This window comes from Salinicoccus albus DSM 19776 (assembly GCF_000385175.1).
Classification (GTDB): Bacteria; Bacillota; Bacilli; order Staphylococcales; family Salinicoccaceae; genus Salinicoccus; species Salinicoccus albus.
On record NZ_ARQJ01000014.1, the window covers coordinates 1 to 26,425 of the forward strand.

26 protein-coding genes, 1 pseudogene and 2 riboswitches are annotated in these 26,425 nt (G+C 44.9%); of the genes and pseudogenes, 10 read left to right on the forward strand and 17 right to left on the reverse strand.

Annotation, left to right across the window (positions count from 1 at the left end):
- Positions 1 to 448 precede the first annotated feature (448 nt).
- A complete protein-coding gene (locus G343_RS0101100) occupies positions 449 to 961 on the reverse strand; it encodes a thioredoxin domain-containing protein (protein ID WP_020006285.1) in 513 nt (170 codons plus the stop codon).
- A 139-nt stretch (positions 962 to 1,100) separates the two neighbouring features.
- Positions 1,101 to 1,204, forward strand: a riboswitch (SAM riboswitch).
- A gap of 78 nt (positions 1,205 to 1,282) precedes the next feature.
- Here G343_RS0101100 and G343_RS0101105 point away from each other — a divergent pair.
- Entirely contained in the window at positions 1,283 to 2,578 is a 1,296-nt protein-coding gene (locus G343_RS0101105) for a Na+/H+ antiporter NhaC family protein (RefSeq protein ID WP_020006286.1), read from the forward strand.
- 53 nt (positions 2,579 to 2,631) lie between these two features.
- Here G343_RS0101105 and G343_RS0101110 read toward each other — a convergent pair whose 3' ends face one another.
- The 6 genes from G343_RS0101110 to G343_RS0101140 form a co-directional block, all read right to left on the reverse strand.
- Positions 2,632 to 3,801 carry a M20 metallopeptidase family protein gene (locus G343_RS0101110; protein WP_020006287.1) on the reverse strand — a complete coding sequence of 390 codons (1,170 nt, stop codon included), beginning with the start codon at positions 3,799 to 3,801 and terminating at the stop codon, positions 2,632 to 2,634.
- A gap of 198 nt (positions 3,802 to 3,999) precedes the next feature.
- Positions 4,000 to 5,163 carry an N-methyl-L-tryptophan oxidase gene (gene solA / locus G343_RS0101115; RefSeq protein ID WP_020006288.1) on the reverse strand — a complete coding sequence of 388 codons (1,164 nt, stop codon included), beginning with the start codon at positions 5,161 to 5,163 and terminating at the stop codon, positions 4,000 to 4,002.
- A 141-nt stretch (positions 5,164 to 5,304) separates the two neighbouring features.
- Positions 5,305 to 6,174 (reverse strand): LysR family transcriptional regulator, encoded by an 870-nt coding sequence (locus G343_RS0101120; RefSeq protein ID WP_020006289.1) that lies wholly within the window; start codon positions 6,172 to 6,174, stop codon positions 5,305 to 5,307.
- 116 nt (positions 6,175 to 6,290) lie between these two features.
- Positions 6,291 to 7,451: an N-methyl-L-tryptophan oxidase gene (gene solA, locus G343_RS0101125; RefSeq protein WP_020006290.1), complete on the reverse strand. Its 1,161-nt coding sequence runs from the start codon at positions 7,449 to 7,451 to the stop codon at positions 6,291 to 6,293.
- A 241-nt stretch (positions 7,452 to 7,692) separates the two neighbouring features.
- Positions 7,693 to 9,198, reverse strand: coding sequence for a sodium:solute symporter family protein (locus G343_RS0101135; protein WP_020006292.1), 1,506 nt, complete (start codon positions 9,196 to 9,198; stop codon positions 7,693 to 7,695).
- 20 nt (positions 9,199 to 9,218) lie between these two features.
- A complete protein-coding gene (locus G343_RS0101140; protein ID WP_020006293.1) occupies positions 9,219 to 10,598 on the reverse strand; it encodes an LLM class flavin-dependent oxidoreductase in 1,380 nt (459 codons plus the stop codon).
- An 86-nt stretch (positions 10,599 to 10,684) separates the two neighbouring features.
- A riboswitch (SAM riboswitch) is annotated at positions 10,685 to 10,785 on the reverse strand.
- 155 nt (positions 10,786 to 10,940) lie between these two features.
- Between G343_RS0101140 and G343_RS0101145 the strand changes: the two genes are divergently transcribed.
- Both G343_RS0101145 and G343_RS0101150 read left to right on the forward strand, forming a co-directional pair.
- Positions 10,941 to 11,672, forward strand: coding sequence for an MBL fold metallo-hydrolase (locus tag G343_RS0101145; protein ID WP_020006294.1), 732 nt, complete (start codon positions 10,941 to 10,943; stop codon positions 11,670 to 11,672).
- A 151-nt stretch (positions 11,673 to 11,823) separates the two neighbouring features.
- Positions 11,824 to 12,183 carry a hypothetical protein gene (locus tag G343_RS0101150; protein ID WP_020006295.1) on the forward strand — a complete coding sequence of 120 codons (360 nt, stop codon included), beginning with the start codon at positions 11,824 to 11,826 and terminating at the stop codon, positions 12,181 to 12,183.
- A 35-nt stretch (positions 12,184 to 12,218) separates the two neighbouring features.
- On the opposite strand, the gene G343_RS0101155 is transcribed toward G343_RS0101150, so the two are convergent.
- The 3 genes from G343_RS0101155 to G343_RS0101165 form a co-directional block, all read right to left on the reverse strand.
- Positions 12,219 to 12,815 (reverse strand): alpha/beta hydrolase, encoded by a 597-nt coding sequence (locus G343_RS0101155; RefSeq protein ID WP_020006296.1) that lies wholly within the window; start codon positions 12,813 to 12,815, stop codon positions 12,219 to 12,221.
- Positions 12,816 to 12,902: 87 nt separating this feature from the next.
- A complete protein-coding gene (locus G343_RS0101160) occupies positions 12,903 to 13,868 on the reverse strand; it encodes a ring-cleaving dioxygenase (RefSeq protein ID WP_020006297.1) in 966 nt (321 codons plus the stop codon).
- Between the two features lie 100 nt (positions 13,869 to 13,968).
- Positions 13,969 to 14,409: a MarR family winged helix-turn-helix transcriptional regulator gene (locus tag G343_RS0101165; protein ID WP_020006298.1), complete on the reverse strand. Its 441-nt coding sequence runs from the start codon at positions 14,407 to 14,409 to the stop codon at positions 13,969 to 13,971.
- A gap of 211 nt (positions 14,410 to 14,620) precedes the next feature.
- On the opposite strand from G343_RS0101165, the gene glnA reads away from it, so the two are divergent.
- Positions 14,621 to 15,955, forward strand: a complete 1,335-nt coding sequence (gene glnA / locus G343_RS0101170; protein WP_020006299.1) for a type I glutamate--ammonia ligase — start codon at positions 14,621 to 14,623, stop codon at positions 15,953 to 15,955.
- 67 nt (positions 15,956 to 16,022) lie between these two features.
- Here glnA and G343_RS0101175 read toward each other — a convergent pair whose 3' ends face one another.
- Genes G343_RS0101175 through G343_RS0101185 form a run of 3 tightly spaced genes read right to left on the reverse strand, consistent with a single transcriptional unit; the run spans position 16,023 to position 18,621 of the window.
- Complete coding sequence (locus tag G343_RS0101175; protein ID WP_020006300.1) at positions 16,023 to 16,676, reverse strand: hypothetical protein; 654 nt, start codon at positions 16,674 to 16,676, stop codon at positions 16,023 to 16,025.
- A gap of 17 nt (positions 16,677 to 16,693) precedes the next feature.
- Positions 16,694 to 17,398 carry a DUF5058 family protein gene (locus G343_RS0101180; protein ID WP_020006301.1) on the reverse strand — a complete coding sequence of 235 codons (705 nt, stop codon included), beginning with the start codon at positions 17,396 to 17,398 and terminating at the stop codon, positions 16,694 to 16,696.
- Between the two features lie 32 nt (positions 17,399 to 17,430).
- On the reverse strand, positions 17,431 to 18,621 hold the full coding sequence (locus G343_RS0101185) for an amidohydrolase (protein ID WP_020006302.1): 1,191 nt from the start codon (positions 18,619 to 18,621) through the stop codon (positions 17,431 to 17,433).
- A 318-nt stretch (positions 18,622 to 18,939) separates the two neighbouring features.
- On the opposite strand from G343_RS0101185, the gene ectA reads away from it, so the two are divergent.
- From ectA to G343_RS0101200, 3 genes are read left to right on the forward strand one after another with little or no spacing between them, the layout of a single operon-like run.
- Entirely contained in the window at positions 18,940 to 19,449 is a 510-nt protein-coding gene (ectA, locus tag G343_RS0101190) for a diaminobutyrate acetyltransferase (RefSeq protein ID WP_020006303.1), read from the forward strand.
- 25 nt (positions 19,450 to 19,474) lie between these two features.
- A complete protein-coding gene (gene ectB, locus G343_RS0101195; protein ID WP_020006304.1) occupies positions 19,475 to 20,749 on the forward strand; it encodes a diaminobutyrate--2-oxoglutarate transaminase in 1,275 nt (424 codons plus the stop codon).
- A gap of 53 nt (positions 20,750 to 20,802) precedes the next feature.
- Entirely contained in the window at positions 20,803 to 21,189 is a 387-nt protein-coding gene (locus G343_RS0101200; protein ID WP_020006305.1) for an ectoine synthase, read from the forward strand.
- A gap of 112 nt (positions 21,190 to 21,301) precedes the next feature.
- Here G343_RS0101200 and G343_RS14115 read toward each other — a convergent pair.
- A pseudogene (locus G343_RS14115) lies at positions 21,302 to 21,754 on the reverse strand (isocitrate/isopropylmalate family dehydrogenase); the annotation flags it as partial.
- A gap of 164 nt (positions 21,755 to 21,918) precedes the next feature.
- Here G343_RS14115 and G343_RS0101210 point away from each other — a divergent pair.
- The 3 genes from G343_RS0101210 (at position 21,919) to G343_RS0101220 (ending at position 24,349) form a co-directional block, all read left to right on the forward strand.
- The gene (locus G343_RS0101210) at positions 21,919 to 22,728 is read left to right on the forward strand and encodes an alpha/beta hydrolase (protein ID WP_020006307.1); all 810 of its coding nucleotides are present in this window, start codon (positions 21,919 to 21,921) and stop codon (positions 22,726 to 22,728) included.
- Positions 22,729 to 22,807: 79 nt separating this feature from the next.
- On the forward strand, positions 22,808 to 23,557 hold the full coding sequence (locus tag G343_RS0101215) for an SDR family NAD(P)-dependent oxidoreductase (protein ID WP_020006308.1): 750 nt from the start codon (positions 22,808 to 22,810) through the stop codon (positions 23,555 to 23,557).
- Positions 23,558 to 23,929: 372 nt separating this feature from the next.
- A complete protein-coding gene (locus G343_RS0101220; RefSeq protein ID WP_020006309.1) occupies positions 23,930 to 24,349 on the forward strand; it encodes an ester cyclase in 420 nt (139 codons plus the stop codon).
- 270 nt (positions 24,350 to 24,619) lie between these two features.
- Here G343_RS0101220 and G343_RS0101225 read toward each other — a convergent pair whose 3' ends face one another.
- The 3 genes from G343_RS0101225 to G343_RS14730 form a co-directional block, all read right to left on the reverse strand.
- On the reverse strand, positions 24,620 to 25,045 hold the full coding sequence (locus tag G343_RS0101225; protein ID WP_020006310.1) for a universal stress protein: 426 nt from the start codon (positions 25,043 to 25,045) through the stop codon (positions 24,620 to 24,622).
- A gap of 374 nt (positions 25,046 to 25,419) precedes the next feature.
- On the reverse strand, positions 25,420 to 25,665 hold the full coding sequence (locus G343_RS15665) for an alpha/beta fold hydrolase (protein ID WP_245541920.1): 246 nt from the start codon (positions 25,663 to 25,665) through the stop codon (positions 25,420 to 25,422).
- Positions 25,662 to 26,282 carry an alpha/beta fold hydrolase gene (locus G343_RS14730; RefSeq protein ID WP_245541921.1) on the reverse strand — a complete coding sequence of 207 codons (621 nt, stop codon included), beginning with the start codon at positions 26,280 to 26,282 and terminating at the stop codon, positions 25,662 to 25,664. Before G343_RS14730 ends, G343_RS15665 begins: the two co-directional genes overlap by 4 nt.
- Positions 26,283 to 26,425: the final 143 nt, after the last annotated feature.

Here is a 26,425-nt window from a genome sequence, read left to right on the forward strand (position 1 = left end):
ATACTCGATCGGGAATCGAATACAAGAGAACGCCTCCGCTTATACTCGATCAGGAATCGAATACAAGAGAACGCCACCGCTTATACTCGATCGGGGATCGAATACAAGAGAACGCCTCTGCTTATACTCGATCGGGGATCGAACACAAGAGAACGCCTCCGCTCATACTCGATTGGGGATCGAATACAGGAGAACACCTCCGCTTATACTCGATTGGGGATCGAACACAAGAGAACGCCTCCGCTTATACTCGATTGGGGATCGAACACAAGAGAACGCCTCCGCTTATACTCGATTGGGAATCGAATACAAGAGAACGCCTCCGCTTATACTCGATTGGGAATCGGGTACAAGCCATGCAAAACCCTGAAAGTACATTGGAGTTTATTCAAAATAAAAAAGACACACTGGGTGATGAACTAACATCTCCAGCTGTGCCTTAATCCCACTACTGAATAGCGTCCCGCAGTACTTTTTCAATGGCGGTTGGGCCGCGTTTAACATCAAAATCCAGTTCTTTCCCATCTATGAATACTGTGGGTACGCTGCTAATGCCGCGTTCAAGCGTCTCACCTGTCACTGCGAGGCTCAACTCCACCGCATCCGCCTGTTCACTCAGGCCATACGCTTCAGTCATTTTTTGCTGAATGGCTGTACTGCCTTGGGAAACCCATGCTTCCTGATCTTCAAAAAGAGCTTTCATCACATTGTATGTGTTCTCAGTATCACCGGGATCTAAAAACTGATTGGCGATGGCACCGTGCAGCAGCCTGACTTTCGGCTTATCGAAATGTTTGATCGTATAACTGATATGGCCGGCTTCTGTCTGGGGTTTGATGACCTTATCTGCTGCCTTGAAAAAGTTGATGCTGAACGGACATGCCAGGTTTAAAAACACTTCCACTTTTGTGTCTGCCGCTTCACTGCCAAGCTGCAGAGGTTTTACTTTATACTCCGTCATTGGTCCAAGCCTCCATTTCATTACTTCGTATAATTAAATTATAGATATTTCATAGTCAAAAAGTAAAGATTCATGCCTCACATATTGACAACGTTCACTTCAGGGGTTAAAGTAAATGAATTAAATATGATATAAATTACTCTTATCCAGAGAGGTGGAGGGACTGGCCCTTTGAAACCTCGGCAACAGCTCTGCGGGAGCCAGTGCCAATTCCAGAAGTCCGTAACGGCTTGCAGATGAGAAGAGATACTGATTTTTATGACCTCTTCTTTTCAGGAAGAGGTCATTTTATTCCAACAATATTTAACGAGGAGAATAGTTATGTCCGAGGAACAGAAAAAAGGAAGTCCCATTGCGCTGCTGCCTCTCTTGATCTTTGTCCTTCTATTTATAGGCACAGGGATCATCACCGGTGATTTCGAGTCAATGCCGATTCCTGTGGCATTGGTTATCGCAATTATTGCTGCACTATTCATCAAACCGAAAGATCGCTTCAATGATAAGATTGGCATCGTGACCAGAGGGGCCGGCAAGGAAAACATTATGCTCATGGTCCTTATCTTCCTGCTTGCAGGTGCTTTTGGCCAGGTTGCAGAAGATATGGGTGCTGTGGACTCAACTGTAAACTTAGGTTTATCCTTGCTGCCGAGCAGCCTGCTGCTCGTGGGGATCTTTATCGTCTGCTGTTTCATCTCCATATCCATGGGGACATCCACAGGCACGATCGTCGCGCTCGCACCAATCGCAGTCGGTATTGCTGACCAGACGGAAATTGGACTGGCACTCGCACTGGCAACAGTGATTGGCGGGGCCATGTTCGGTGACAATCTGTCAGTCATCTCCGACACCACAATCGTATCTACGCAATCCCAGGAAGTTAAAATGGTCGATAAGTTCAAAACCAATTTCTGGATTGTCCTGCCCGGTGCCATTGCTGCAGCGGTCATTCTTTACTTTATATCTGCAGGATATTCCACTAATCTCGCATCAGGATTGGAGTTTGACCTGATAAAAGTCCTGCCTTATCTGGCCGTATTGATCATCGCCCTGTTAGGTGTCAACGTGCTCGTTGTTCTTGTTGGCGGTACAATATTCGCCGGAGTTGTCGGTTTCTTTGACGGCTCCTATAACTTCGTATCGTTTGTAACATCGGCAGGTGAAGGCATCGCAAGCATGATGGAAATCTCCATCATTGCCATATTGATCGGCGGCATGATCGGCCTGATTCAACATTATGGCGGTATTGATTACCTGCTCCATTTCATCACCAGCCGCATCCGTTCCAAAAAAGGAGCGGAGTTCGGTATCGCTTCGCTGGTCAGTGCAACTGATGTCAGTACCGCAAACAATACAATATCCATTATCATCACCGGACCATTGGCGAAAGATATCGCCGATGAATATGGGGTCGACCGCAAAAAATCAGCAAGCATACTGGATATCTTCGCTGCTGCATTCCAGGGCATCATTCCTTACGGCGGACAGATGCTCGCTGCAGCCGGCATGGCCGCCATCTCCCCAGTTGAGATGATTCCATATTCCATCTATCCTTTCATGCTGCTCATCTGCGGTATCATCGCTATCCTTATTGGCTTCCCAAGAAAGCTGAAAGCATAACGAATCCCTCATGGAACGCGCGCGTTCCATGAGGGATTTATTTTCGTGTCAATTTATCTTGTCATATTAAATGCAACATAAACCATCATATTCAATCCATCGATAAAACTGTCTTCATCGATGCCAAATTTAGGATGGTGATGCGGATACTCCATATCTTTATCCGGGTTGCCTGCACCGATCCATGCAAATGTGCTTGGCACAATCCTGGAGAATGCGGAGAAATCCTCTCCCCCCATTACAGTGGAATATTCGAACACTTTATCGCCGAATTTTTCAACGGCCATCTCTCTCACTTGTTCCGTTTTCTTCTCATCATTAAATACCGATGCATACCCTTCCTGATAATCCAATGCATAATCAGCGCCATAGAGGTCACACACATTCGCTGCAGCTTTTTCAATTTTTTCTCTGACGGTATGGCGTGTTTCATCTGTAAGCGTCCTGACGCTGCCGCCAAGCTCGGCACTATCCGGGATAATATTCAACGCATCTCCGCCAGCGTGGAAGTTTGTTGTCGAAATTACCGCGGAGTCGAGCGGCGAAGTCATCCGGGAAACAATGGTCTGGAACTGATTGATGATCTGATTTCCGACTATCACAGGGTCTATAGAATTTTCAGGCTGGGAGGCATGTCCGCCTTTCCCCTGAATTTTTAATCTGAATCTATCTGAATTTGAAGTGTTCGGTCCGCTGAACAGCCCGATATTTCCTGTTGGAATCGGCGTAAACAGGTGCTGGCCATAAATGAAATCCAGCCCATCAAACATCCCGGCAGCCACCATTTCTCCAGCCCCGCCAGGGAAAAGTTCCTCGGCGTGCTGAAAGATCAGATACACTTCCCCATGCAATTCACCAATATTTTCGGACAGTAATTGTGCAGCTCCCAGAAGAATTGCAGTATGTCCGTCGTGCCCGCATGCATGCATTTTGCCATCGATCTCAGAGACGAAATCTATATCTTCTCTTTCTTCCTTGACCGGCAACCCGTCCATATCTGCACGAAGTCCAATTTTTTTACCCGGGCGGGTGCCTCTTATGATGCCAAGCACGCTCGTTTCTGTCGGGCGGGAAATTTCTATATTGCCAAATGTCTTCAAACGATCCTCGACATAGGCACTGGTCCAATGTTCTTCAAATGACAGTTCCGGGTGCTTATGCAACGCACGTCTCCAGGAAATCACCTCCGGCAAAACCGTTTTAATCTGTTCATCTAAACTCATATACCGAACACTCCTTTAACGATTAATTCATGCCGGCGGCCGTCACAGCACCCCGGAAAACTAACAGTTACCATATTATCACAATGCTGCCGGTCTGAATATGACAACACCATCCGCATCTAAGTGACTCCTAAAACGATAAAAACCGATCCCCGGACCGATGATGGGTCCCGGAATCGTACTGTAACAGAAATTGCTTTATCCGGCCTCTGTACTTTCCTGATACAGCACCGGCCGCTGCGCAGAAAACTTCGAAATGTCCATATCTGTTTGTCCTTCTGTGACCAGGTCGGAGAGTATTTCTCCGATGCCGCTTGCGAATTTAAACCCGTGTCCGGAAAATCCCGCTGCAATGACAACATTCGAATGTCCCGGATGGAAATCAACGACGAAGTCCCTGTCCGGTGTATTGGTGAACATACATGCTTTACCCATATTCAGATCCCCCGCTGCACCGGGCATATATTCCTCAAGAAAGTCTCTTAGATCCCTTTCGTCTTTGTCATAGGCACCGAAACCGATAGTGATTTGATCCGGATCCACAAATTCACCATCATCATAACGCCCGATTTTTACTCCTCCGCCGTCAAAACTTGGAAAGCCGTAATACTGACCTTCCGGATATTTCCCGATGAATCCCGGGAAATCCTCCGAATTATACAGGCTGTCATCGGCATCAAACCAGGCGATGGTCCGCCTTGAAGGATAGATGGAAATATTGAGGTTCAAGTCTTCCAGTATCTTCTTGTTCCAGGCACCGCCTGAGACAATAAGTTTATCCGCGGAATAAACTCCGTGTTCTGTTTGTACTGTGACATAATCCTCTTTGACATCCACATTTGTCACAGGGGCATGGGTCAACAGCTCTGCACCATTCTCCAGCGCAAGCCTGCGATAGGCACGGATGCAGTTTTCACTGAATAACACACCAGCCTTTGGTTCATAGCTGCCGATGGAATCCTCGGGCAATCTGATGCCCGGCCAGCGTCTGTGAATTTCTTTGCCGGAAAGTGTCTCCACCGGGGTATCAATGGTCAGTCCCGCAGAAATCGCATTTCTGACAAAATCCGCATCGTTTTCACCGAATGTAAGCACACCAGTCCTGCGGAATATGGTTTCATCTGTCTGTTCTGCGAGTTCATTCCATAATTGCTGTGACCTCACGGCAATCGGGGCATAAACGCTTCCCTCTCCAGTTGCGTGACGAATCAGGCGTGTGTCACCGTGGTGGCTGCCTCGAGAATGCGGTGGATCGAATGCATCGATCATCAGTGTATTTACACCTTTTTGTGAAAGATAGTAACCCGCAGCCATTCCCATAGCCCCGGCACCCAATACAATCACATCATAACGCAGTTTCATAAGATCCCTTCTTCCCGTCAATTGTATGCGCTTTCATAATTTGATAAATATTCCTTTAACTCAATAGTACGCCCTGAAACCCTTGTTGTAAATTAACAAAATAAGTGCATGTTATCACTATTTGAGATAGGCAGTTTTTATTTAAACAAAACTTGAAGTACTTTTGAATTCTCCCACTGTCTGAATGAACTGATCCATCGTATGTGAGAGACGGGCATTTTTAAACCATATGAAATCCGTCGAGATATTGCTGTATTTTTCAGGCAGGTCATAGCTGAAAATTTCACCAGCTTCTATATAATGACGAACAGCTGGTCTGGGCACAAGGCTGACGCCAAGGCCGGATTTCACACTGCCGATGATTGTCTCAAGTGTGCCAAACTCTTTCATCTTTCCAATGGCCGCACCTTCATCATTCAGCCATTTCTCCAGATTGGCCCGATAGCTGCATCCCTGCTTAAATACGAGCATTGGCTGATGCATTAAAGTATCCACTGTGACCGACGGCTGGTTTGATATCAGTACTAGATTTTCCCTGAGCAGTTCGATCTTATTGATTTCAGGATGCGCATTGAAATCTGTGACAAATCCGCAATCAATTTCCCGCCTCAGTACCTGCTCGATCACATTTCTGGTCACATCCGTATCAACGGACAGACTGGTTTCAGGAAATTGCATCTGATAGGCAGACAGTATATCAGGAAGCCTGGTAATTGTTTCTACTGTACCGATATCGAGAGAGCCGCGAGGACTGCCCCGCTCATTAAATTCCATAAAGACATCGTCAACAAGGTTCAAAATCTGGTCTGTGTATTCCAACAGTTTCACACCGCCCGAAGTCAGTGTCGTTCCCCTGCTATGACGCAGCAGCAGCTTGGTATCCAGTTCAGTTTCAAGCGCTTTTATACGCGTTGTGATATAGGATTGCACATAGCTCAACCTGACTGCCGCTCTGCTAATGCTCCCTTCAGAAGCAACACTTCTGAATATGCGTAGATCCTTGATTTCCATCGTATCCCTTCTCCCAGATACTCGAGCGTTCGAGAATGATAATTTTGGCTATTATACCCAGGGAAAGCAGAGGGAGACAATAAAAATGCTTCAGCTTTCAAAACCTTTCGCGGCACCTATGTTCTGACGCTCTCTGGATACAGTGCGGGCCGTTTGGCAGAGAACAAAGAAATGTCCTGTTCAGTTGTGCCTTCGGTGACCAGCTCGCTTAAAATCTCCCCCACTGCAGTGGAGAATTTATACCCGTGTCCGGAGAAGCCAGCCGCAATCGCAATATGGGAATGTTCCGGATGCAGATCGATAACGAAGTTCTCATCCGGAGTGTTTGTGAACAGGCAGGTGCTGCCAGCATTCATACGGCCGCTGGCTTCAGGCATATACGCATCGAGGAATCCGCGTACATCACCTTCATCCTTGTCGTAAATACCGAACTCACGATTGATACATTCCGGCTCAGCATCATCGCCATTATCATACCGGCCAACTTTGACACCGGCTCCGTCAATGCTGGGAAATCCATAAAACACACCGCTGGGGAGATCACCGAAGAATCCCGGAAAAGTGTCCGCCTTATACAGCAGATCGTTTGATTTGAACCATGCAATTGTCCGTCTGCTCGCCTGAACGGCAATATTCATCTTTAGATCTGACAATATCTTTTTGTTCCATGCCCCGCCCGAAACAATCAGTTGCTCCGCGGTGAATACTTCCCCGTCTGTCTCAACTGTGACTGAATCCGCGGCGACATCAATGTTTGTTACAGGCGCATCCGTTTTCAGTTCCGCGCCATTGTCAAGCGCCAGCCGGCGGAAAGTACGGATACAATTGTCACTGAACAAAACACCCCCGTCCGGTTCATAGCAGGCAATATCTGCATCATCAAGGGCCATCCCCGGCCAGCGTTCATTCACTTCCCCCGCTGACAACGTTTCGATATCCATATCCCAGGTGTGACCTGAATCAATCGCCTGCTTGACAAACGGTGAAGATGCCGGTCCAAAAGTGAGTACCCCCGTCTTTCTGAAGATGGTTTCACTCGTCTTTGCTGCGAGATCATCCCACAGTGTCTGCGCCCTCAATGCAAGCGGTGCATACGCGGGGCCTTCCCCGCATGCATGCCTGATCAATCTCGTATCGCCGCTGTGGCTGCCGTTTGAATGGGGCGGATCAAATGCATCAATCATCAGCGTCCTGACTCCTTTACGGGAGAGATAGTATCCTGCCGCCATCCCCATGGATCCCGCACCGACAACAATTACTTCATAATGGTGATTCATCAATAACACACCTTCCGTTTGTTCGATTTGTTAATAAAATCATACGCCCGGGGTGAATCATTGTAAAATTACTAAAAAAGATGACAGATATCTCAAATTGAAATACCCCTCACGATAAAAAAAGATGCATATAAAAAATGCATCTCCCTTCACTCAATCTTTGAAATACCATCGCCACAGTGAAAATCCGATAATTGCCATTGCGATAATGAATCCATACAACCATATCGTAAGCATTTCATTAACGAACATTAGGGCTTCCCTCCTCTGCAGGTGTTTCTTTAGACGTCAGCCTGATGACCCAGGCCGCAACATTGATTGTGGCAATACCGATAAATGTCGCCGTCGCTCCAGCTGCCATCGTACTTGGGATGATGCCGGCAAAATACAGTATAAGGTAGGATCCCAGCCCGACAATCATGGAAAGTTCGGCCGCTCTTGCCGGTGCTCTGCGCTTCGCATACACGGCCTGCAGAATTGGTCCCATCGTACCGGCCGCTATACCGGAAATGCCAATCCACATCACATCTCCCATATACTGTGGCGGCTGGATGACCAGCGCCAGTGCCAGCAATCCGATCAGGGGGACGGACATGCGGCTGATCTGAAAGGCGATTCTTTGCGCTTTTTCATCACTGACTTTGATGATGTTTCGCTTCACCAGAAATTTAAGGAAAATATCGTTGGCAAACACTGTCGAGATGGAAACAAAGATGCCGTCAGTGGTGGACAGGGCGGCCGCCAGTATGACCACACCAAACAGGGCGACGAAGATAGCAGGGAACGCCCAGATGATATATTCCATGAGGGCAAGATCCGCAGTTTCCACTGTACCTCCAAGCGCGGCTCTGCTGTAAAAACCGCCAAAGAGCACGAGGACACAGAGCGATGCCACAACGACATAAGTCGCTATCATTTTCCCCAGATCCTTTTCATTCTTAAGTCCGAGCACTTTATTGAACAAATGGGGGGCGGAAGCAAATGCCCATTGAATTGCTATGGCGCCGAACACAGCGCCGAATGAATAGAAATGCAGTGATTCCGGATTGAAGACGGATACCAGGTTCTCGTTCTGGCTGCCCAGATTCTCTGTAATGCCTGAGAATGTACCGGTGATACTGCCCTGCCAGAAGATGATGATACCCGAGATAAAAATAACCAGACCGGCAACTGCCATGATAATCGCCTGTATCGCATCAGTGTATATATCCGCCAGTGCACCGCCGGCAAACACGTAGATGACGACGATGACCGTGATAAAAATCAGACCGGTGGTATAGGACAGGCCGAGCAGATGCTCGAAGATTCTGGCACCAGCCACAAACTGTGCAGCAATATAAAATATATTGAATAATAGAATCAAAGATGTACCGACGCGGAGAATATCACTTTTATAAAAATCTCCGAGCCAGTCGGGTAAGGACAGCGACTTCTGATCCGTATTTAATTTTCTCACCTTTTTGGCTACCATCAGAACACCGATGGGCCCGCCTGCGATCATTGCCAGAAACAGCCAAAGGTTGGACAGCCCCCACTCATAGGACCAGCCCGGATAGCCCAGGAATGTAGCAGCACTTAAATAGGTCGCCGCAAAAGACAGTCCCAGGACGTATGGACCAAGTGACCCGCCGCCGGTCGCAAAATCGCTGATCGTTTTCATCCGCTTTGAGCTTAAATAGCCGATGACAAACATCAGCATCAGAAATGCGATAAAACCTATCCATGTGTATAAAGTCACCTGTTCCATACTCTTCATCTCTCCTTAGATCAGTTCCATTCGTTTGTAACCCCGGCTCTTTTTGCCGGATGATTCTCTGCAATATATTTCTGGCCTTTGCCAAACATATTCTCCCTCAATGTTTCTCCTTCATATTCAGTACGGTAGATCCCCCGTTTTTGCAGTTCCGGCACCACTTCATCCACAAACTCTTCAAACGTCCCCGGAGAATAGCTCTGGGCGATGTTGAAGCCGTCGGCGTCCCCGATCGTCGTCCATTCTTCAATTTTGTCTGCAATCTGTTCCGGCGTGCCGACAAACTTCACAGTGCCGTTGCCCAGCCCATGATTTTTAACCGCTTCCCGCAGCGTCCATTTTTTATCCTGGTCTTTCGTATACATATCCAGATTACCCTGTACCGCTTCAGTGTCGATATCCTCGATATACTGATCCGGGTCATACTGGGAAAAATCAATGCCGGTATGCCCGGATAACAATGAAGCTGTACCCTCATAGCTAACACTTTCCTGAAGTGCTTCAAGTTTTTTCTGCGCCTTGGCCTCAGTTGAAGCGACAATCGGCAGCACCATTGGAAATACTTTCACGTCATCCCTGTTTCTGCCGGAGGCCTCCGCCCGTTGCCTGATATCCTGAACGTAAGCGGCGATCGCATCCAGTGAATGGCCTTTGGTAAAGACCGCCTCGGCATGTTTCGCTGCAAAATCACGTCCACGCGGGGAACCGCCGGCCTGAAAAAGCACCGGCGTCCTTTGGGGTGACGGTTCAACCAAGTGAGGCCCCGGCACATTGAAAAACTCGCCTTCGTGGTTAATCAGATGCACTTTGTCCGGGTCTGCAAATGCGTCTTTTTCTCTGTCGTAAAGCAGCGCCTCATCATCCCAGCTTTCTTCCCATAACTTATAAACAACTTCTAAAAACTCATCCGCACGGTTATAGCGCATTTCCTTCGGCAGCCTTTCAGTCAGGCCGAGATTCACCGCTTCACTCTCAAGGTAGGAAGTCACAACATTCCAAGCCACGCGCCCATCAGTCAGATGATCAAGCGTTGATAACTGGCGGGCCAGGGAATACGGCTGGGCGTAAGTCGTAGAAACCGTCGGTGCAAAGCCAAGATGCTCAGTCACAGCTGCCATCGCCGGGATAACCAGAGTGGGATCGTGTGCGGGCAGCTGCACCGCGTGTTTAGCAGCAGCATCGTGATTTCCTCCATATACACTGTAAGCTCCCAGCACGTCAGCGATGAACATCGCATCAAATTTGCCGCGTTCCAATGTTTTCGCTGCATCTGTCCAATAGTCCAATCGATTATGATGCGTCCCTTTGTCCAATTCGTGTTTCCACAGTCCTGTAGAATGCGGTGATGGTGAGTTCTGGATAAACCCGTTCAGATGAATCTGTTTCTTCGTCATGTGTAAACCTCCAATTTTTGATAGTAAAAAAACCCTCTTCCAGATGATAAGAAGAGGGTCCGATATAAAGACTGTTAACGATTCTCCTCCTATCTTCTAGCATGAAGCTACTGGAATTGGCACAGTACTGATAAAGTCTGTTGCCGAGGCTTCAAAGGGCCAGTCCCTCCACCTCTCTGGATAAGAAAATTCTGAATTATTAAGTTGTTCCATCAAATATAAATCATGCAGAAAGACATGTCAACAGAAAATTATACTTTTTAACTCGGAATTAGAATTTCATTTCAATATTGTCAATTATATATGATAAACTGATACGAAATAGTCATGAGGAGGCTAATGATGTCACTCAGAAAAATATCAGAACACGTTCATATCCTTCCACACGACACAGAAAGAGACCGGCCAAATCTGGGATATATCGCCGGAGAAGATTACAGCGTACTGATCGATACAGGCAACTCGCCGGCTCATCTGATTGAAATGCTTGATGAAATCGAACAAAACGGCCTGCCTACGCCCAAACTGGCACTGATCACCCATTGGCACTGGGACCATACATTCGCCATGCATGCCTTCAATGGGCTGACCGTTGCACACAGACAGACCAATGAAATTTTAAAGGAAATATCCGAATGGGAATGGACCTACGAAGCCATGGACGAACGGCTGGCATCCGGGGAAGAATGTGAATTTTGCGATACTCACATCAGGAAAGAATATGACGACACAAGAACGATCCAAGTGGAAATGGCAGACATAGAATTTGAAGATGGACTCAGGCTCAATTTAGGCGAAGTCCATTTAAATGTCATCCGCCTCACCAACCCGCACTCCGATGATGGGGTGGTCGCACATGTTGAGGAAGATAAAGTTCTTTTTGCAGGCGATGCGGATACAGGAGATTATTACAAACTTGACGGCGGCTATGACAAACGGCAGTTTCATGACTATATCGGCAAAATCAGCCTGATTGACTTCGACACATATATCCACGGCCATCTGGAGCCGATGAGCCCGCGGGAAATCAAAGAGGAATGGGACAGGATAGAAAAGGAGGAGGCGTTACATTAATTTTCATTTTGAAGTATCGACAAACGTCCCTTGTACTTTTTTGGTCCGCCCGCAACTAAGATAAGCATCCAATTTTCAGACATATCTCGGATTTGATACACTTGATTCAAGTCACAGAAGAGGATGAAAAGGTTCAGAAGGAGGACTCATTATGCATATGGTCATTTTAATCTCGGCATTTGCCATTTTCGTGCTCTTTGCAAATATCATTGATTCTCCAGTCATCTTTTCAATCGCATTTGTACTGTTTTTTGGCATCGCAATCGTGAGCGGCTTATTCGATTACCGCAAACAGAAAAATAAAACCGGACGATACCCGTTGTTCAAGGAATTCATAGTGGTCTTAGTACTTCTCGTGATCTGTGTCATACCAAGCCTCATATACGAAAACCCGATTCCAGACCTTACCAGCCCTATATTCTTAAGGTCAACGGCAATCGCCATTCTGATGGCTGTGTCTGCCAGCGCTGTAAAATATCTTTCCAATAAAGAAGACGAAGGATCCGGATAACCGGGACCCTCGTCTTCTTTATCATTCCCATCAATTTATTGTTTATCCAGCCACGCTTTTGCTTCCTGCGCAGCATCCTGGGTAAGACTGTGCCCGTTCACCCATACGGTGGAAACATCTGCACCTCTGTCTTCGAATAACTTTATGACCCGTTCACTTTCTGATTCAGGAACAATCGGGTCGCCTTTACCCAGGGACAGGAACACCTCCGTCCCACTGAAATCTTGTTTGTCTTCAATATCCGCCGGGTACAGCGGTGCGAATAACATGGCTTTCTTAAACTTATCTTCCGCTTTGAGCATCAGATTAATCGCAATGTTTGAGCCGTTCGAAAATCCGACGAAGACGACATCTTCCAGCGCAAAATCGTGTTCTTTCGCTTTCTCTTCGATGAACGCATAGAGTTCATTACCTCTGAAGTCCAGATCCTCCCAGTCATACTGTCCTTCACCATGACGTTTGAAATACCTGTTCATACCATTTTCCTGAACATTGCCCCGAATACTCAATACATTATATTCGGGGTTCAACAGCTCCGCCAAAGGGATCAGATCGTTTTCCGTTCCGCCTGTGCCATGCAGCAGTACGAATACCGGGTTCCCTTTTTTCTTTTGTTCATAAATGTGTTCCATGTTCAAGTCCTCCTTATATTATCAAATTTCCTGCGGGTCACCGACGATTGCGCTGATATGGTGGGTCCTTTTTAAAGGGTTCCTTCTCTATTGATTTTTAGAACGCTGTGAATCAAATGGTTTGACCTGGGCTTCGATATATTCCCTTTGAGGCTCGAGCATTGGAGGCAGGGCAAGACTTTCACCAAGTGTTTCATACGGCTCATCGTCCATGAAGCCGGGACCGTCCGTAGACAGTTCAATCAAAATATGACCGATGCGCGCGTAGAGCGCTTCAAAGTAGAATCTGTCGACATTTCCGGAATGGCCGATGCCGATCTGGTTATATTTTTCTTCCCATTTCTTAATCACTTCATGATTTTCGACCCTGAAGGATACATGGTGGACTTCTCCGTAACCCTGCCGACCGGCTTTGCCTTCATCGTTCCTTAAAATAACCTGTCCGCCATTGCCCCCGGCTCCAACTTCAAACAATGTGACATCGTCTGCTTCTGTAATAGGTGTCATACCGTAAATATCCTGAAGCACCTGTTTGAAATCGTCAAAGTAGCTGACAGTGATTTCAATTGGCCCCAGGCCATAGATGGCTTTATCTTCAGGGACCGGTCCGTTTTTCCAGGGAACACCTGGTGCCACACCTTCATTGTTTTCATCTGAGAACAGCTGGAATCTTTGTCCGTCCGTATCTTCAAAAGGCAGCACCTTTTTACCGAACAGCTCTTTAATGCCGTCGTTTTTTACATCAAATGACTCAAATCTTTCCAAATAGTACTCAAGCGCTGCATCGTCCGGCACTCTCAAGCCTGTTCTGGAAATTGAATTTGTGCCTCTTGTTCCCTGCGGGATGTTCGGAAAATCGAAGAACGTCATATCCGTCCCCGGATTGCCAACATCATCTGCGAAAAATGTGTGGTACGTATGAATGTCATCCTGGTTAACAGTCTTTTTGACCAGGCGCATGCCGAGGATATCCGTCATAAATTCATAGTTTCTTCTTGCATCGTCCGTAATGGCAGTGACGTGGTGGATACCTTTCAGATTTTCATTTGTCATAGTATAAAACTCCTTAATGATCATTGATATTTTATCTCGAATTCGAGATATTTGTTTTTATATAAGCTCATACCTCCCGGCATAAGCCTTATTTTCGAAACTACTTCAGCAGACTTTCAGCATGGATACCTACTCTTTTCAGCAGCTGGATGGCATTTTCAACTTCATCGTCGTCCCATTCATCAAAAATCGTATTGATGAGTGCTTCCTGTTCAACCACTCTCTGATCCATATATGCCTTACCCGTTTCAGTAATACAGGCAAACATTTTCCGGCGGTCTTCCTCACACGGCTTTCTGTACAGGAAACCTTTATCTTCGATTTTATCGATGACGTAGGTGATGCTGCCGCCCCCCATCAGAATTTTTCGGCCGATGGATTGGATGGGCTGGTCCCCTTTGTGATACAGGAGCTCAAGAATCGCATACTCATTTAAATTGATCTCTTTTTTCAGAAAATCTTGTTTGATCAATTTCTCAACCGATGCAGAGGATTTCATAAAAACGGTAAAGGCATTTATACGGCGATTCTTTTCTTCCATGGCTGCACCTCCTTCAAATGATTCAGAATTAATTATATTAAATTTAATATATTTTAATTTGATCTAATTATACCGCCTCTATCGGGAAAAATCAATCTTTAAGTTGTATAAATGTGTTTACCTTCCTGAAATTAGGCTAAAGTTAAAAAGGTGTGCATTTATTCAGCATACATAAATGTACGGTTAAACAATTTAGGAGAGTGGATAATTTATGGACGAGTATTCAAGGGAAGATATTTTGAGAATGGCCGAAGATGAAGCAGTCAGGTATATCAGATTGCAGTTTACAGATGTCCTGGGCGCAATCAAGAATGTCGAGATTCCAGTTACGCAGCTCGACAAAGCTTTGGATGGAGAGATGATGTTTGACGGCTCCTCAATCGAAGGTTTTGCACGCGTCGAAGAATCTGATATGTACCTAAAGCCGGACTTCAATACTTGGGTGATTTTCCCTTGGTCACAGGAAAATGAAAGGATTGCAAGATTGATATGCGATGTGTACGGCATTGACGGTAAACCTTTTGTCGGAGACCCGCGGTCCAACCTCAAACGCGTGATTAAAGAAATGGAGCATCTGGGCTATGATGCGATGAACCTTGGACCGGAACCGGAATTTTTCCTGTTCAAGCTCACCAAAGATGGTGAAGAGACGACTGAACTGAGTGATGAGGGTGGTTATTTCGACCTGGCTCCGATCGATTACGGCGAAAACTGCCGCAGGGATATTGCAAAAACATTGGATCAGATGGGCTTCGAAGTGGAAATGTTCCACCATGAAATCGGACCCAGCCAGCATGAAATCAGCTTTAAATTTGGCGATGCCCTTTATGCTTCAGACAGCCTTCAGACATTCAAACTCGTTGCTAAAACCATTGCACGTAAACATAACCTGCATGCAACATTCATGCCAAAACCACTATACGGCAAGCCCGGCAGCGGTATGCACTATAATGTATCCCTGTTTAAGGACGGTAAAAATACTTTCTATGATGCCGAAGATGAAATGGGTTTCAGCAAGGAAATGAAACACTTCATGGCGGGACTGCTGGAACATGCCAGAGGGTATACAGCGATTGCCAACCCGCTTGTCAATTCCTATAAAAGACTTCAATCCGGATTCGAAGCGCCGAGATATATCGCATGGAGCGGCAGAAACCGTTCACCGCTTCTCAGGATTCCATCTTCAAGAGGACAGGGCACGCGGGCGGAAGTCAGATCACTGGATCCGTCAGCCAATCCATACCTTGCCACAGCGGCTATCCTGAAAGCCGGTCTCGATGGCATCCAAAATGAGCTGGAACTGGACAGCCCGGTAAATGAAAACATTTATGAAATGACCCATAAGGAAAGGGAAGTAGAAAATGTCGAAGACCTCCCAACGACATTATATACCGCGTTGAAAGCACTGAGCGATGACCCGGTGATCCAGGAGGCTCTGGGTCAACACATCGCCAAACAATTCCATGAAAACAAGATGATTGAATGGAGAATGTACAGTTCACAAATCACCCCTTGGGAGATAGAAGAATATCTGGTGCAGTACTAATGATTAAATCCCCGATTTCGAATCGGGGGATTTTAATGTAACAACTTAACTATAGGTCCTCAGAATTTTATGCATTTTGATATTTTTTGTTTTTCCTTGAATCTGCAAATAGCATAATGGCGACCAGTATAACGATACATAAGACATTTTTTGCAAACAATGGAATTGCGGCCATGTTAACCAATATGCCAATAATCAGTGCCAGGAGGCCGTAAACAGGCGTTTTACTGGCAAACTGTGCAAGTACTGCACCGAATATGGCCGGCAGCACATAGGGGAATACTTCCTGCACACTTTCGGGTATGACTGTAAGCAGCCACAAACCGGCCAGGATAACAGGAATCAGGATGATCTTATTCACCAATGAAGCGGCACTGATCCCCAATGCACCGACGACTTCCCCTTTATCCGTCCCTGGCGCGACACCGACAGCATCCTGACAGGAGGCGACTGCCGGCAGGCACATGTTCGAAATATTACCCGTAAAGAAGGCAACGTAAGTCCCTGAGACCCCGAGGACCGGAAAATACATGATTGGTTCCAAAAACCAGACGATACCGATCACTGCTCCATATGTCAGCAGGCTTGAAAGAATCATTTGGAAGCCTGGGTGGTATCCCATGGCGAATGAAATATATATTGGCAGGGCAAACGAAATGAGAATGCCCAAACCTAAGGATATACGCCCCCATCTGTGCGCGTTTGATCTGAATTGCTCCATTTAATCCCTCCTCCATCTTATATAAAGAAATAAACTGCAGTTAAACTGATTAGAATGGAAAAACCAAGCGACCACTCTTTCAGCCACATAATTTCTTTCTTATCAGAAATATAATTAATGATCAGGGAGGAGAGCATAGCAACGACACCTGTAAATATATAGGGTGAGCCTTTTAACATCTCCCCACCGATCAATGAACCAAAAACAGCAATCATGGCACCGCTAGCGATAACGCCTAAAAGGTATTCACCTTTCGAGGTTTCTGTTAACTTTGTTTGAATTTTACTCAAGGAAGCCGTTGCAAAAAAGCAAAAGATCATCCACCCCGCTCCGCCGATACAAAGCGTCCAGACGATCAAATTAAACACTTCTGGAGAGAGCCCTTCCCCACTCAGGGAAACCCCAGCGGTTTCCGCTGATAATTGTGCACCCATGCTTTCAATAGGTGCAGAACCAATCACTCCGATCCTCATCATTGTGAGCGGGTTCCCAATAAGTGAGATCAGAGACACTGCAACGATAATAATACCCACGGAGGGCCCGATTGCTGTAATAATTCCGGTTTTAATCGCACGATTGGTGTCCTTGCGGCTTAAACCAACCTCATTCGCCGCTTTTCTGGACATAGTCAGAAACTTCACTGCCTGCAGGAGCACCAGGATTATGATGACTGAAGCAAATAACCAGACCACTGGACTGTTTGCAAGTTCCATACCTGCCATACACTTGTCCCCCTTCGATCATTTAAAATAGATTATACTTCCAATCGATTCAAAGCGACCTCACCCAATGTTTTGGCACAGACGAGCAATGCATCTTCATGAACTTCGAACTTAGGGTGGTGATTCGGATACGGGATTTCCACCCCCTCCGGTCGTGAACCGACGTGGATGAAAGTGCCGGGGGTTTTGGTCAAGTAATAGGCAAAATCCTCGGAACCGCTGGCTGGTCTGGGATGAATAATTTCTTTGATATAATCTCCTTTACTTTGGTCTAAAATCTGCTCGACTTGTCTGGTTTCTTTTGGATGATTGTAAGTGACCGGATAATCGTATACATAATCCAGCGTACACTGCACATCGAATGAGCGCTCAATACCCTCCGTAATTTTTTTCATCGCTTCGTAAGCGGGCACTTTATTCTCCGCTTCCAAATAACGTACGGTCCCCCGGAGTGTCACTTTATCCTGAATGACATTATATCCGCCCGGTGCATCAAATGCCGTCACTGACACAACAACAGAATCCATCGGATCCATATGGCGGGAGACAATTGTCTGGGCTTCAGCGACAAAATACGAACCGGCAACAAGTGCATCTCTGGTTGTATGCGGCATCGCACCATGGCCGCCGCTGCCCTGGATCGTCAGATCAAAATTTGAGCGCCCGGCCATGGAATTGCCTTCAATCAGTCCAATGGTGCCAACATCCATCATCGGGAATACATGGATACCGTAAACCTCATCCAGATCATCCAGGATACCGGACTCAACAATACTTTTTGCCCCGCCCGGCGGTACCTCTTCAGCATGCTGATGGATCAATTTGATCCGCCCGTTCCACTCCTCTTTCAATTCAATCAGTGATTCACCCAGTGAAAGTAAATAAGCGGTGTGTGCATCATGGCCGCACGCATGCATCACCCCGTCATTTTGGGATTTGAATGGTACATCCGCTGCCTCCTGAATCGGCAGGGCATCGAAATCCGCCCGCAAACCGATGGTCTGCCCGGGTCCTTTTCCCTCAATTTCAACAATGATACCGTGCCCATTTCCGACGTTTGTCGTCATTTTCACCTCTTTGCCCTGATAAAAATCTTCGATATACCTGGCCGTCTTCTCCTCTTCAAAGGACAATTCAGGGTTCTGGTGCAGATGTCTGCGCATTTCAACCATCTGTTCTTCTTTTGATTCAAGTTTTTCAAACAATTTTTCTTTCAAACCCATTCAGGTCACTCCTTCTATAAAATATATAAAAACTTTAGCATATCGGTATACTTCCTACAAATATATCACTAAATATTATAAATTTTCTTTTATTTGAATGTTTTACACGGCTTCATCGATGGGCCCCCATCATTTTAATGTAAGAAGTTTATCATCTTACTGAGGGTCAAGCCAGGCTTTGGATGTGCTGATGAAGACCGCTCAAAACGGCCAGGGGGGCGGCTTGACAAAACCAATCCTTCGATTTAGTCTTTAATATGAACGATCTACAAAGATAATTTCGGAGGTGAGAGAATCAGTAAAAGCGGAATTCGTGAATTGGCAAGTGATACGGCCATAAAAAGCGATTTTCATTTTCGTAAGCCAAGTAAAGACGATGGAGCTGCTGTCTGGGCATTAATCGAACAGACAGGTGTGCTTGACCTTAACTCCTCTTACAGCTATCTCATGTGGTGTGAGATATTTTCGGAAACTTCAATTGTAACGGAGAGAGATGGGGAGACAGTCGGCTTTATTTCTGGATTTATCCATCCGGATAAACCGAATACATTGTTCATTTGGCAAGTAGCTGTTAATGAATCCGAACGTGGCAACGGGCTAGGTACGAAGATGCTGTTTCAACTGCTTAATCGCGATCGCTGCGAAGCGATTGAATATGTAGAAGCAACCGTATCCCCATCAAATAAACCGTCACAGAACCTCTTTCAAGGTCTTGCTAAAAAGCTTGATACCGATTGTGACGTAGGCGATTATTTCTCGTCAGATGAATTTCCCGGAGAAGGCCATGAAGACGAACTATTGTTTAAAATCGGACCTGTTCAAGATTAAAAAATATTGATAAAAGGATGATTTCATGACAATGACAGAAGAAAGCGAAAAGAAAATGAAAACGTTTGAAGAAATAGAATCAGCCGTAAGAAGTTACAGCAGAGGATGGCCGACGGTTTTCGAAAAAGCTAAAGGATATAAGCTGTGGGATACAGATGGAAAAGAGTATATTGACTTTTTTGCAGGCGCAGGCGCACTGAATTATGGTCATAACGATGACACTATGCAGGAAAAATTAATTGAATACATCAAAAATGATGGTGTTACGCACAGTCTCGATATGGCAACAACTGCAAGAAAGGAATTTCTCGAACGCTTCAAAGAAGTGATTCTTAAACCCAGAGAGCTGGATTATAAGATTATGTTCCCAGGTCCCACGGGTACAAATACCGTAGAGAGTGCCTTGAAAATAGCCAGGAAAGTAACCGGCAGAGATTCGGTGATTAGTTTTACAAATGCTTTTCATGGCATGACAATCGGGTCGCTCTCTGTGACAGCTAATTCATTTAAACGTCATGGTGCAGGCATTCCGCTTCATCATGCGGTATCTATGCCATTCGATGATTATGTAGAAGATCAGGATTCTCTTGCTTATTTGGAAAAATTTCTGGAGGATAGCGGAAGCGGCGTCGCTTTGCCGGCAGCCATCATTCTGGAAACGGTCCAGGGAGAAGGCGGCATGAATGCTGCCCGGTTAGAATGGATTAAAAAAGTAGAAAATATTTGCAGGCGCTGGGACATTTTATTAATTATTGATGATGTTCAAGCAGGTAACGGCCGAACAGGTACATTCTTCAGTTTTGAGCCTGCCGGAATTAATCCGGATATTGTTTGTCTTTCCAAATCAATTGGCGGAATTGGATTGCCAATGGCGATTACGTTAATTAAACCGGAATATGATGTATGGGAGCCGGGCGAGCATAACGCAACATTCCGCGGTAATAATCTGGCGTTTCTTGCTGCGACAGAGGCGTTAACCAATTGGGAAAACGATGAATTAAGCAAATCCGTTCAAGAGAAAGCTGAAATATTGACAGATAAGATACAACTTTGGGTAAAAAATTATCCAGAACTGAAAGCTGAAGCCCGTGGCAGAGGATTAATGCAAGGTATAGCCATTCATGTAGACGGGATGGCAGATGACATTTGCGGAGAAGCATTTAAGCGCGGTCTGATTGTGGAAACTTCTGGGCCAGACGATGAAGTTGTCAAATTCCTGCCGCCGCTGATCATTGAGAAGGAAGGGCTGGAAAAAGGCCTGGAAATTCTTGAGGATAGTATCAAACATGTGCTTGATTAGACTATAATCCACGAATTAAATAGACACTCTATAATGACAAAGGAGACATAGATATGATCGTAAAATCACTTGAAGATATTGCTGGAACTGCAGATGAAACCTCCGGTGAAAACTGGACGAGCCGCCGCTTTCTACTGAAAAATAATGGGGTCGGCTTCAGCATGAACGACACCCTCATTAAAGCAGGCACAGATAACTTTTTCTGGTACAAAAACCACATTGAAGCGGTTTACTGCATTGAAGGGGAAGGCGAAATTGAAAAAGTTGAAACCGGAGATGTTTATCAAATCAAACCAGGAACGATGTATATACTCGATGAAAACGATAAGCATCGACTGCGGGCCAGAACGCAGATGCGCATGGTTTGTGTCTTTAACCCACCCCTTGTGGGAAGTGAAACACACACTGAAGAAGGGTATTACCCATTGCTGACGGAATAAGGATAGGGAAAGGAACCAGTTTAGAACTGGTTCCTTCTTTATTTTTAGCGCTCCCGCTCCAAATTCATTTCTATCATAACCGGTCAATAATTGCTTCAGTAAATCCTTCAGCAACATCAAAACCTCCCGGCCTGCGGACGAGATGGGCCGCCATTGCATCCACATGATAGTCGTCGACTTCAACCTCCGGATATGATTCTGCAACTTCTTTGCAAATGTCCAGGAATAAACCGCTCGCAAGTTTGATGACATTCGCTTTATGTACAATCGTCACTTTTTTCCTGCGACGGTCTGCCGCTTTGAAGGCAGCATGTGCGATTCGCCCAATGCCTTTTCTAGTAAATATACCGGTTGTCAATGCGACATCGTCAGTGATTTTGAATTCACCCGCACCATCATACATATTCCTATCCGGATAAAACCCCTCGGTATTTTCTCTGTATATTACCAGATCTGCCCGGCCCACCACACTATCAATGCCTCCCATCGTTTTGGCGGGCCGGATATTCGCGTATAAATCAAAATAATTTCTCAACTCTCCACTGGGATTTCTTTTACTGGCATGAATTATTTTTATGAGGGAGTACTTAAAACTTCTATTTTAAGATGTTTTATACTATTTGAAGCTAAAAGCGCTGTAATATCAGCGATTATTAATGATTAGTAAATACATATTCATTAAGGATTGGGTTAATTTCCAGTATACTTATAGTCAGGAGGGGTGAAGAAATGTCTTATTTTAAAAATTTGGAATCTGCAGATGGCACGATGCTGAACGCAAAGATTAATGAAGTTGAAGCAGGCCTGGGCACTGTAATCATCGTCCATGGCCTGGCTGAACATCTTGACCGCTACGACCATGTGGCACACAGTTTTATGTTACATGATTTCAACGTTGTCCGTTTTGATCACAGAGGTCACGGCCGCTCTGGAGGCAGGGACGTGTATTACAATGCAATGGATGATATCGCGGAAGACGTCAAAGCAGCCGTTGGTTTTGTCAAAAAAACATTTACAGGTAAAGTATTTTTAGTCGGACACAGTATGGGAGGTTATGCCGTCACACTTTATGGCTCAAAGTATCCTGGAACCGTTGATGCTTATATCACCAGCGGGGCTTTGACACGTTATAACACGAAACTTTTTGCCGGGGTGGATCAAAGTCTGAACGACGAAGATTATTTCACCAATTCCATCGGTGAGGGTCTGTGCAGTATCGAAAGCGTTGTGGAAGAATATCAGAAGGACGCACTGATCAAACAGCAAATTTCAGTCGGTTTGACACGAAGAGTATTAGAAGGTGTGGAATACCTAAAAGAAAAACCGAAGAATTTTGTTGATCCTGTATTGATTCTGCATGGGGCAGATGACGGTCTGGTTTCACCGGATGATTCATTGGAATTCTATCAGGAAATATCTTCAGAGCTTAAATCACTGTTCATATATGCAGGGCTGCAGCACGAAATATTTAATGAAATGCATGCCTATGAAAATATCAGCAACGAAATGATCAGCTGGCTCAAAAGTTTTATAGACTGAGAAAAGTCAGTTCCACCTCGTACTGACGGGGAAATCACATATTAATGGCAAACGAATAACACATAAAGGATGATGAAGCATGAGATTGGAAAGCAAAGTCGGCATCATTACTGGCAGTGCTTCTGGCATCGGCCGCGGGATTGCCCTGGCGATGGCAAAAGAAGGGGCACATATTGCCATTGTCGATATTAATGAAGAAAAAGGACAGGAGACGCTGAAAGAGATTAACCACTATACTGAGGGCACCTTATTCATTAAAGACATTTCATATGAAGAAAATATTAAAGCGGTCGTCGAGGCAGTAACCGATAAATTTGGCAGGCTGGATATCCTGGTCAATAATGCCCACGCTTCAAAGCAGGCACTGTTTACAGAAACGACACTGGAGATGTTCGATCTTTCATTCGGTACAGGTTTCTATCCGACATTCAATTTTATGAAAGCTGCATATCCGGAACTTAAGAAAACACAAGGAAAAGTGATCAACTTTGCCTCGGGCGCAGGGATTAATGGCCAGCCAACACAGGCTTCATATGCTGCAGCCAAGGAAGCAATCCGCGGAATTACAAGGGTCGCTGCCAATGAGTGGGGGCCGGATGATATTAACGTCAATATCATTTCCCCCATTGCTTCGACAGAGGGTGTTGAAACATGGAGCAAACATTCACCTGAACTTTATGAGCAGATGATCAACAGCATCCCCCTTCGCCGCTTAGGCGACACTGAATCTGATATCGGCCGGACAGCCGTGTTTCTGGCCAGTGAAGATTCCGATTACATCACAGGTCAGACATTCATGGTCGACGGCGGAACGACTAAAATTTACTAGAAGAAATTCTATTTCCCGATCCATTCCCAGAAGGGTACACTAAGCACTGAGAAGCCGGAGCAAGTACAGCATTAATGAAGAAAACGTTAAAGCGACCTTCCAAGAATTAATATTGGAAGGTCGCTTTTAAACTATCGTTTAGATTTGAGTGAGTATTACTCTCGGCAAACCGGTGCAGGCAATTTTGGCACCGTTTTACGCTTTTACACCAATCTATAGATACTAACTGTTATACTTTTCCTCATCTAAGTTACCATTGCATTAAATACTATAACTAATATCTGATGCGTATTAAATGTCAACGAAAATTTCATTCGTTTAATTGGAATGTTTACGTGGAATAAGGAAACATATAATTTTGGAGATGAGTTTATGAATAATAAAGAGATCTACAATCGATGGATAAATGCGTGGAATAAAGATTTATCCTATCTTGATGATATTGTCGATGACCATTGTGTGGTCCACCAGGCAAGAACGGATGGAAGGGATTCTAAAATCACCAGAGGGCCGGAAGCTTTGAAGGAAATTATAAGTTCAGGGAAATATTATTTCAATGATTCGAAAATGACTTTGGAAATCGGTCCTATTTCAGAGGGAAATTATATCTCCGCCCGCTGGACGTTCACCGGCGAGTATAATGGCACTATGAACGATGCCACGGCTGAAGAAGGAGATCAAGTTTCTTTCTCAGGTACGGATATTTTCCATATAGAAAATGAAAAGATCAGAGACTATTGGGTTTCCTCTGATGTTGTTGATTTTATGAAACAGATGGGACTGTCCAATTAGCAAATGGATGAAAATTTGTATCCTGAATGGTTCTCATAAGCATATAAACAAAAATGACTATCAAAATTCAATTTGATAGTCATTTTTCTTACAAATTGTACGCATTGCAGCGCAGCCTGAGTATTTATACATCGATTATCAGTTGAGTTATAAACGTATAACCAAAATAGACACTTCCGCCTATGAGTTTGACCAGCTCAAATAAGCGAAAGTGTGATCTGTGGAATATTATGTCTCCACCTCTTTATAAATCATAATTACCTGCTCGAGCTACTTGACGATCAACACAGGTATGTTGACGCGTTTCGCCACTTTATGTGTGACATGCCCCAAGACGTGTTTTATGTCACGTTCAGAACGCTGGTTACTCATGAGCACGATTTCATAATCACCTGCATTAACTTCATTGATGATTTCCCTGGTGGCTCTCCCAGTCTTAAACTTCGTTTCATATTTCAGTCCCAGAGCATCCAGCTCCTCGAGAAAAGGTACCAGATCCATTTCCTTGTCAGCCGTCAGATCTTCAAAATGTTTACCTTGATACTTGACGTAGCTTTCAAGCTCTCTTTCAGAAAGCACATTGAATACAGTGATTGTTGCACCTTCCTCACTGTTTTTCGTCAGCTTCTCCAATTGCCCTGGAACGTTTTTGAATGAGTTTCCAAAATCATAAGGCACTAAAATGTTCTTATACATAAATGATCACCACTTATTTAAATTTTCTACCCGGCAAAAATTAATCATTAGTTACAGTATAATTATATCATAATCAAATAATTTGTAACCTAAAATTTGTCCTCATACCAAAAGATAAATTTAATGTTGAAAGGTATGAATTGTTGCCCAAATTTATACCTGAAACTCAGAATGCCGGTTGGTTTTAAAGAAAAATGGATATAAACTAAAGCGCAATAATCAGGAAAATGAAGATTTTACGGTATTGGCTGCACAAGGAAAAGTGGGTATCCTTGAAATCACACAATGGTTGAAGGAAAACACAGAAAGTTACAAATACCCACCCTCCTTAGAGAGGCCTGAGGTTTCCATAAATTTTGCATCCCCAAACATTCCTATTTCTCGTTATTCAAAAACTCCAGCACTCTTTGATTCACATTGCGCTTATCTTTTCCCAGCCATATGAGATGGCCCCATGATGGCGTAATATAGAGCCTGCTGTCTTGTATTTGATCATTTGCGTAAAAGGCATGTTCAACGGAAACGGAGGCATCATATTCACTATGCATGATCAGAACGGGGCATCTGATATTCTGTAAAAATGAATTGGAGATTTCACCAGTCTGCTTCAAATCAATCAAAACCCACTCCCTGAGCGTTGTCTGTTATTCATCTTTCGGACACTTTCCACATCAGATTTTGATATTTTATCGGCAGCCTCCTCATAATTAAGGCTGCTGAAGGCGGAAAACATCATCTTGAAGGTAAAGTCAGGCGCAATATTATTCATCCCGGATAACATTTTCCAGGTAAACCGTTCAAAAGGCGGACGAAATATTACCTGGGAAATTTTATATAAATGATCTTCGGTCTTATACCATTCCTTAGTCACCGCACTCTGCAATGTCAATGACTTCACTCTCTCCGGATATTTGGCAGCCATATACAGCCCCGTCGGGCCCCCTGCGGATACAGCAACAATTGAGGCTTCATCAACAGATAGATGATTCAGCAGTTTGATATAATATTCTGCCGCCTCTGCCATTGAATTTCCTATACTTCTTGAGGTATTGCCATACCCTGCTCGTGAAGGGATGATGACCGTAAATCCGTTGTTGACCAGGACATCCCGGCCAAAAACCTCGTGACAGTTTGAATGTCCGCCATGCAGCAGCATAATTGGATTCTCTCCGTCTCCAGTTACTGAAAACTCCATTGTCTTTCCTCTATATACAAATCTGTCTATCACACGTTTCATATTTTATAACCTCCCCCCCTGCTGGTTCAGTTCATCCATTTATATAAACATAATTTTACCCACTGTAAAATTTAGAATAATCAGTATACTTGTGTAGAACTAATATACCTCACATGCTATGATGAATTCAACATCGAAACATA

Bases quoted from the DNA above. Each gene is read 5' to 3' on its own strand.
- glnA (WP_020006299.1), top strand. From the start codon at position 14,621: ATGGACGAGTATTCAAGGGAAGATATTTTGAGAATGGCCGAAGATGAA.
- G343_RS0101160 (WP_020006297.1), bottom strand. From the start codon at position 13,868: ATGACAAATGAAAATCTGAAAGGTATCCACCACGTCACTGCCATTACG.
- G343_RS0101135 (WP_020006292.1), bottom strand. From the start codon at position 9,198: ATGGAACAGGTGACTTTATACACATGGATAGGTTTTATCGCATTTCTG.
- G343_RS14730 (WP_245541921.1), bottom strand. From the start codon at position 26,282: ATGAAACGTGTGATAGACAGATTTGTATATAGAGGAAAGACAATGGAG.
- G343_RS0101215 (WP_020006308.1), top strand. From the start codon at position 22,808: ATGAGATTGGAAAGCAAAGTCGGCATCATTACTGGCAGTGCTTCTGGC.
- G343_RS0101155 (WP_020006296.1), bottom strand. From the start codon at position 12,815: ATGGAACACATTTATGAACAAAAGAAAAAAGGGAACCCGGTATTCGTA.
- G343_RS0101165 (WP_020006298.1), bottom strand. From the start codon at position 14,409: ATGGAAGAAAAGAATCGCCGTATAAATGCCTTTACCGTTTTTATGAAA.
- G343_RS0101110 (WP_020006287.1), bottom strand. From the start codon at position 3,801: ATGAGTTTAGATGAACAGATTAAAACGGTTTTGCCGGAGGTGATTTCC.
- solA (WP_020006290.1), bottom strand. From the start codon at position 7,451: ATGAATCACCATTATGAAGTAATTGTTGTCGGTGCGGGATCCATGGGG.
- G343_RS0101100 (WP_020006285.1), bottom strand. From the start codon at position 961: ATGACGGAGTATAAAGTAAAACCTCTGCAGCTTGGCAGTGAAGCGGCA.
- G343_RS0101105 (WP_020006286.1), top strand. From the start codon at position 1,283: ATGTCCGAGGAACAGAAAAAAGGAAGTCCCATTGCGCTGCTGCCTCTC.
- G343_RS0101225 (WP_020006310.1), bottom strand. From the start codon at position 25,045: ATGTATAAGAACATTTTAGTGCCTTATGATTTTGGAAACTCATTCAAA.
- solA (WP_020006288.1), bottom strand. From the start codon at position 5,163: ATGAAACTGCGTTATGATGTGATTGTATTGGGTGCCGGGGCTATGGGA.
- ectB (WP_020006304.1), top strand. From the start codon at position 19,475: ATGACAATGACAGAAGAAAGCGAAAAGAAAATGAAAACGTTTGAAGAA.
- G343_RS0101180 (WP_020006301.1), bottom strand. From the start codon at position 17,398: ATGGCAGGTATGGAACTTGCAAACAGTCCAGTGGTCTGGTTATTTGCT.
- G343_RS0101140 (WP_020006293.1), bottom strand. From the start codon at position 10,598: ATGACGAAGAAACAGATTCATCTGAACGGGTTTATCCAGAACTCACCA.
- G343_RS0101145 (WP_020006294.1), top strand. From the start codon at position 10,941: ATGTCACTCAGAAAAATATCAGAACACGTTCATATCCTTCCACACGAC.
- G343_RS0101220 (WP_020006309.1), top strand. From the start codon at position 23,930: ATGAATAATAAAGAGATCTACAATCGATGGATAAATGCGTGGAATAAA.
- G343_RS0101200 (WP_020006305.1), top strand. From the start codon at position 20,803: ATGATCGTAAAATCACTTGAAGATATTGCTGGAACTGCAGATGAAACC.
- G343_RS0101175 (WP_020006300.1), bottom strand. From the start codon at position 16,676: ATGGAGCAATTCAGATCAAACGCGCACAGATGGGGGCGTATATCCTTA.
- G343_RS0101150 (WP_020006295.1), top strand. From the start codon at position 11,824: ATGCATATGGTCATTTTAATCTCGGCATTTGCCATTTTCGTGCTCTTT.
- G343_RS0101185 (WP_020006302.1), bottom strand. From the start codon at position 18,621: ATGGGTTTGAAAGAAAAATTGTTTGAAAAACTTGAATCAAAAGAAGAA.
- G343_RS0101210 (WP_020006307.1), top strand. From the start codon at position 21,919: ATGTCTTATTTTAAAAATTTGGAATCTGCAGATGGCACGATGCTGAAC.
- G343_RS0101120 (WP_020006289.1), bottom strand. From the start codon at position 6,174: ATGGAAATCAAGGATCTACGCATATTCAGAAGTGTTGCTTCTGAAGGG.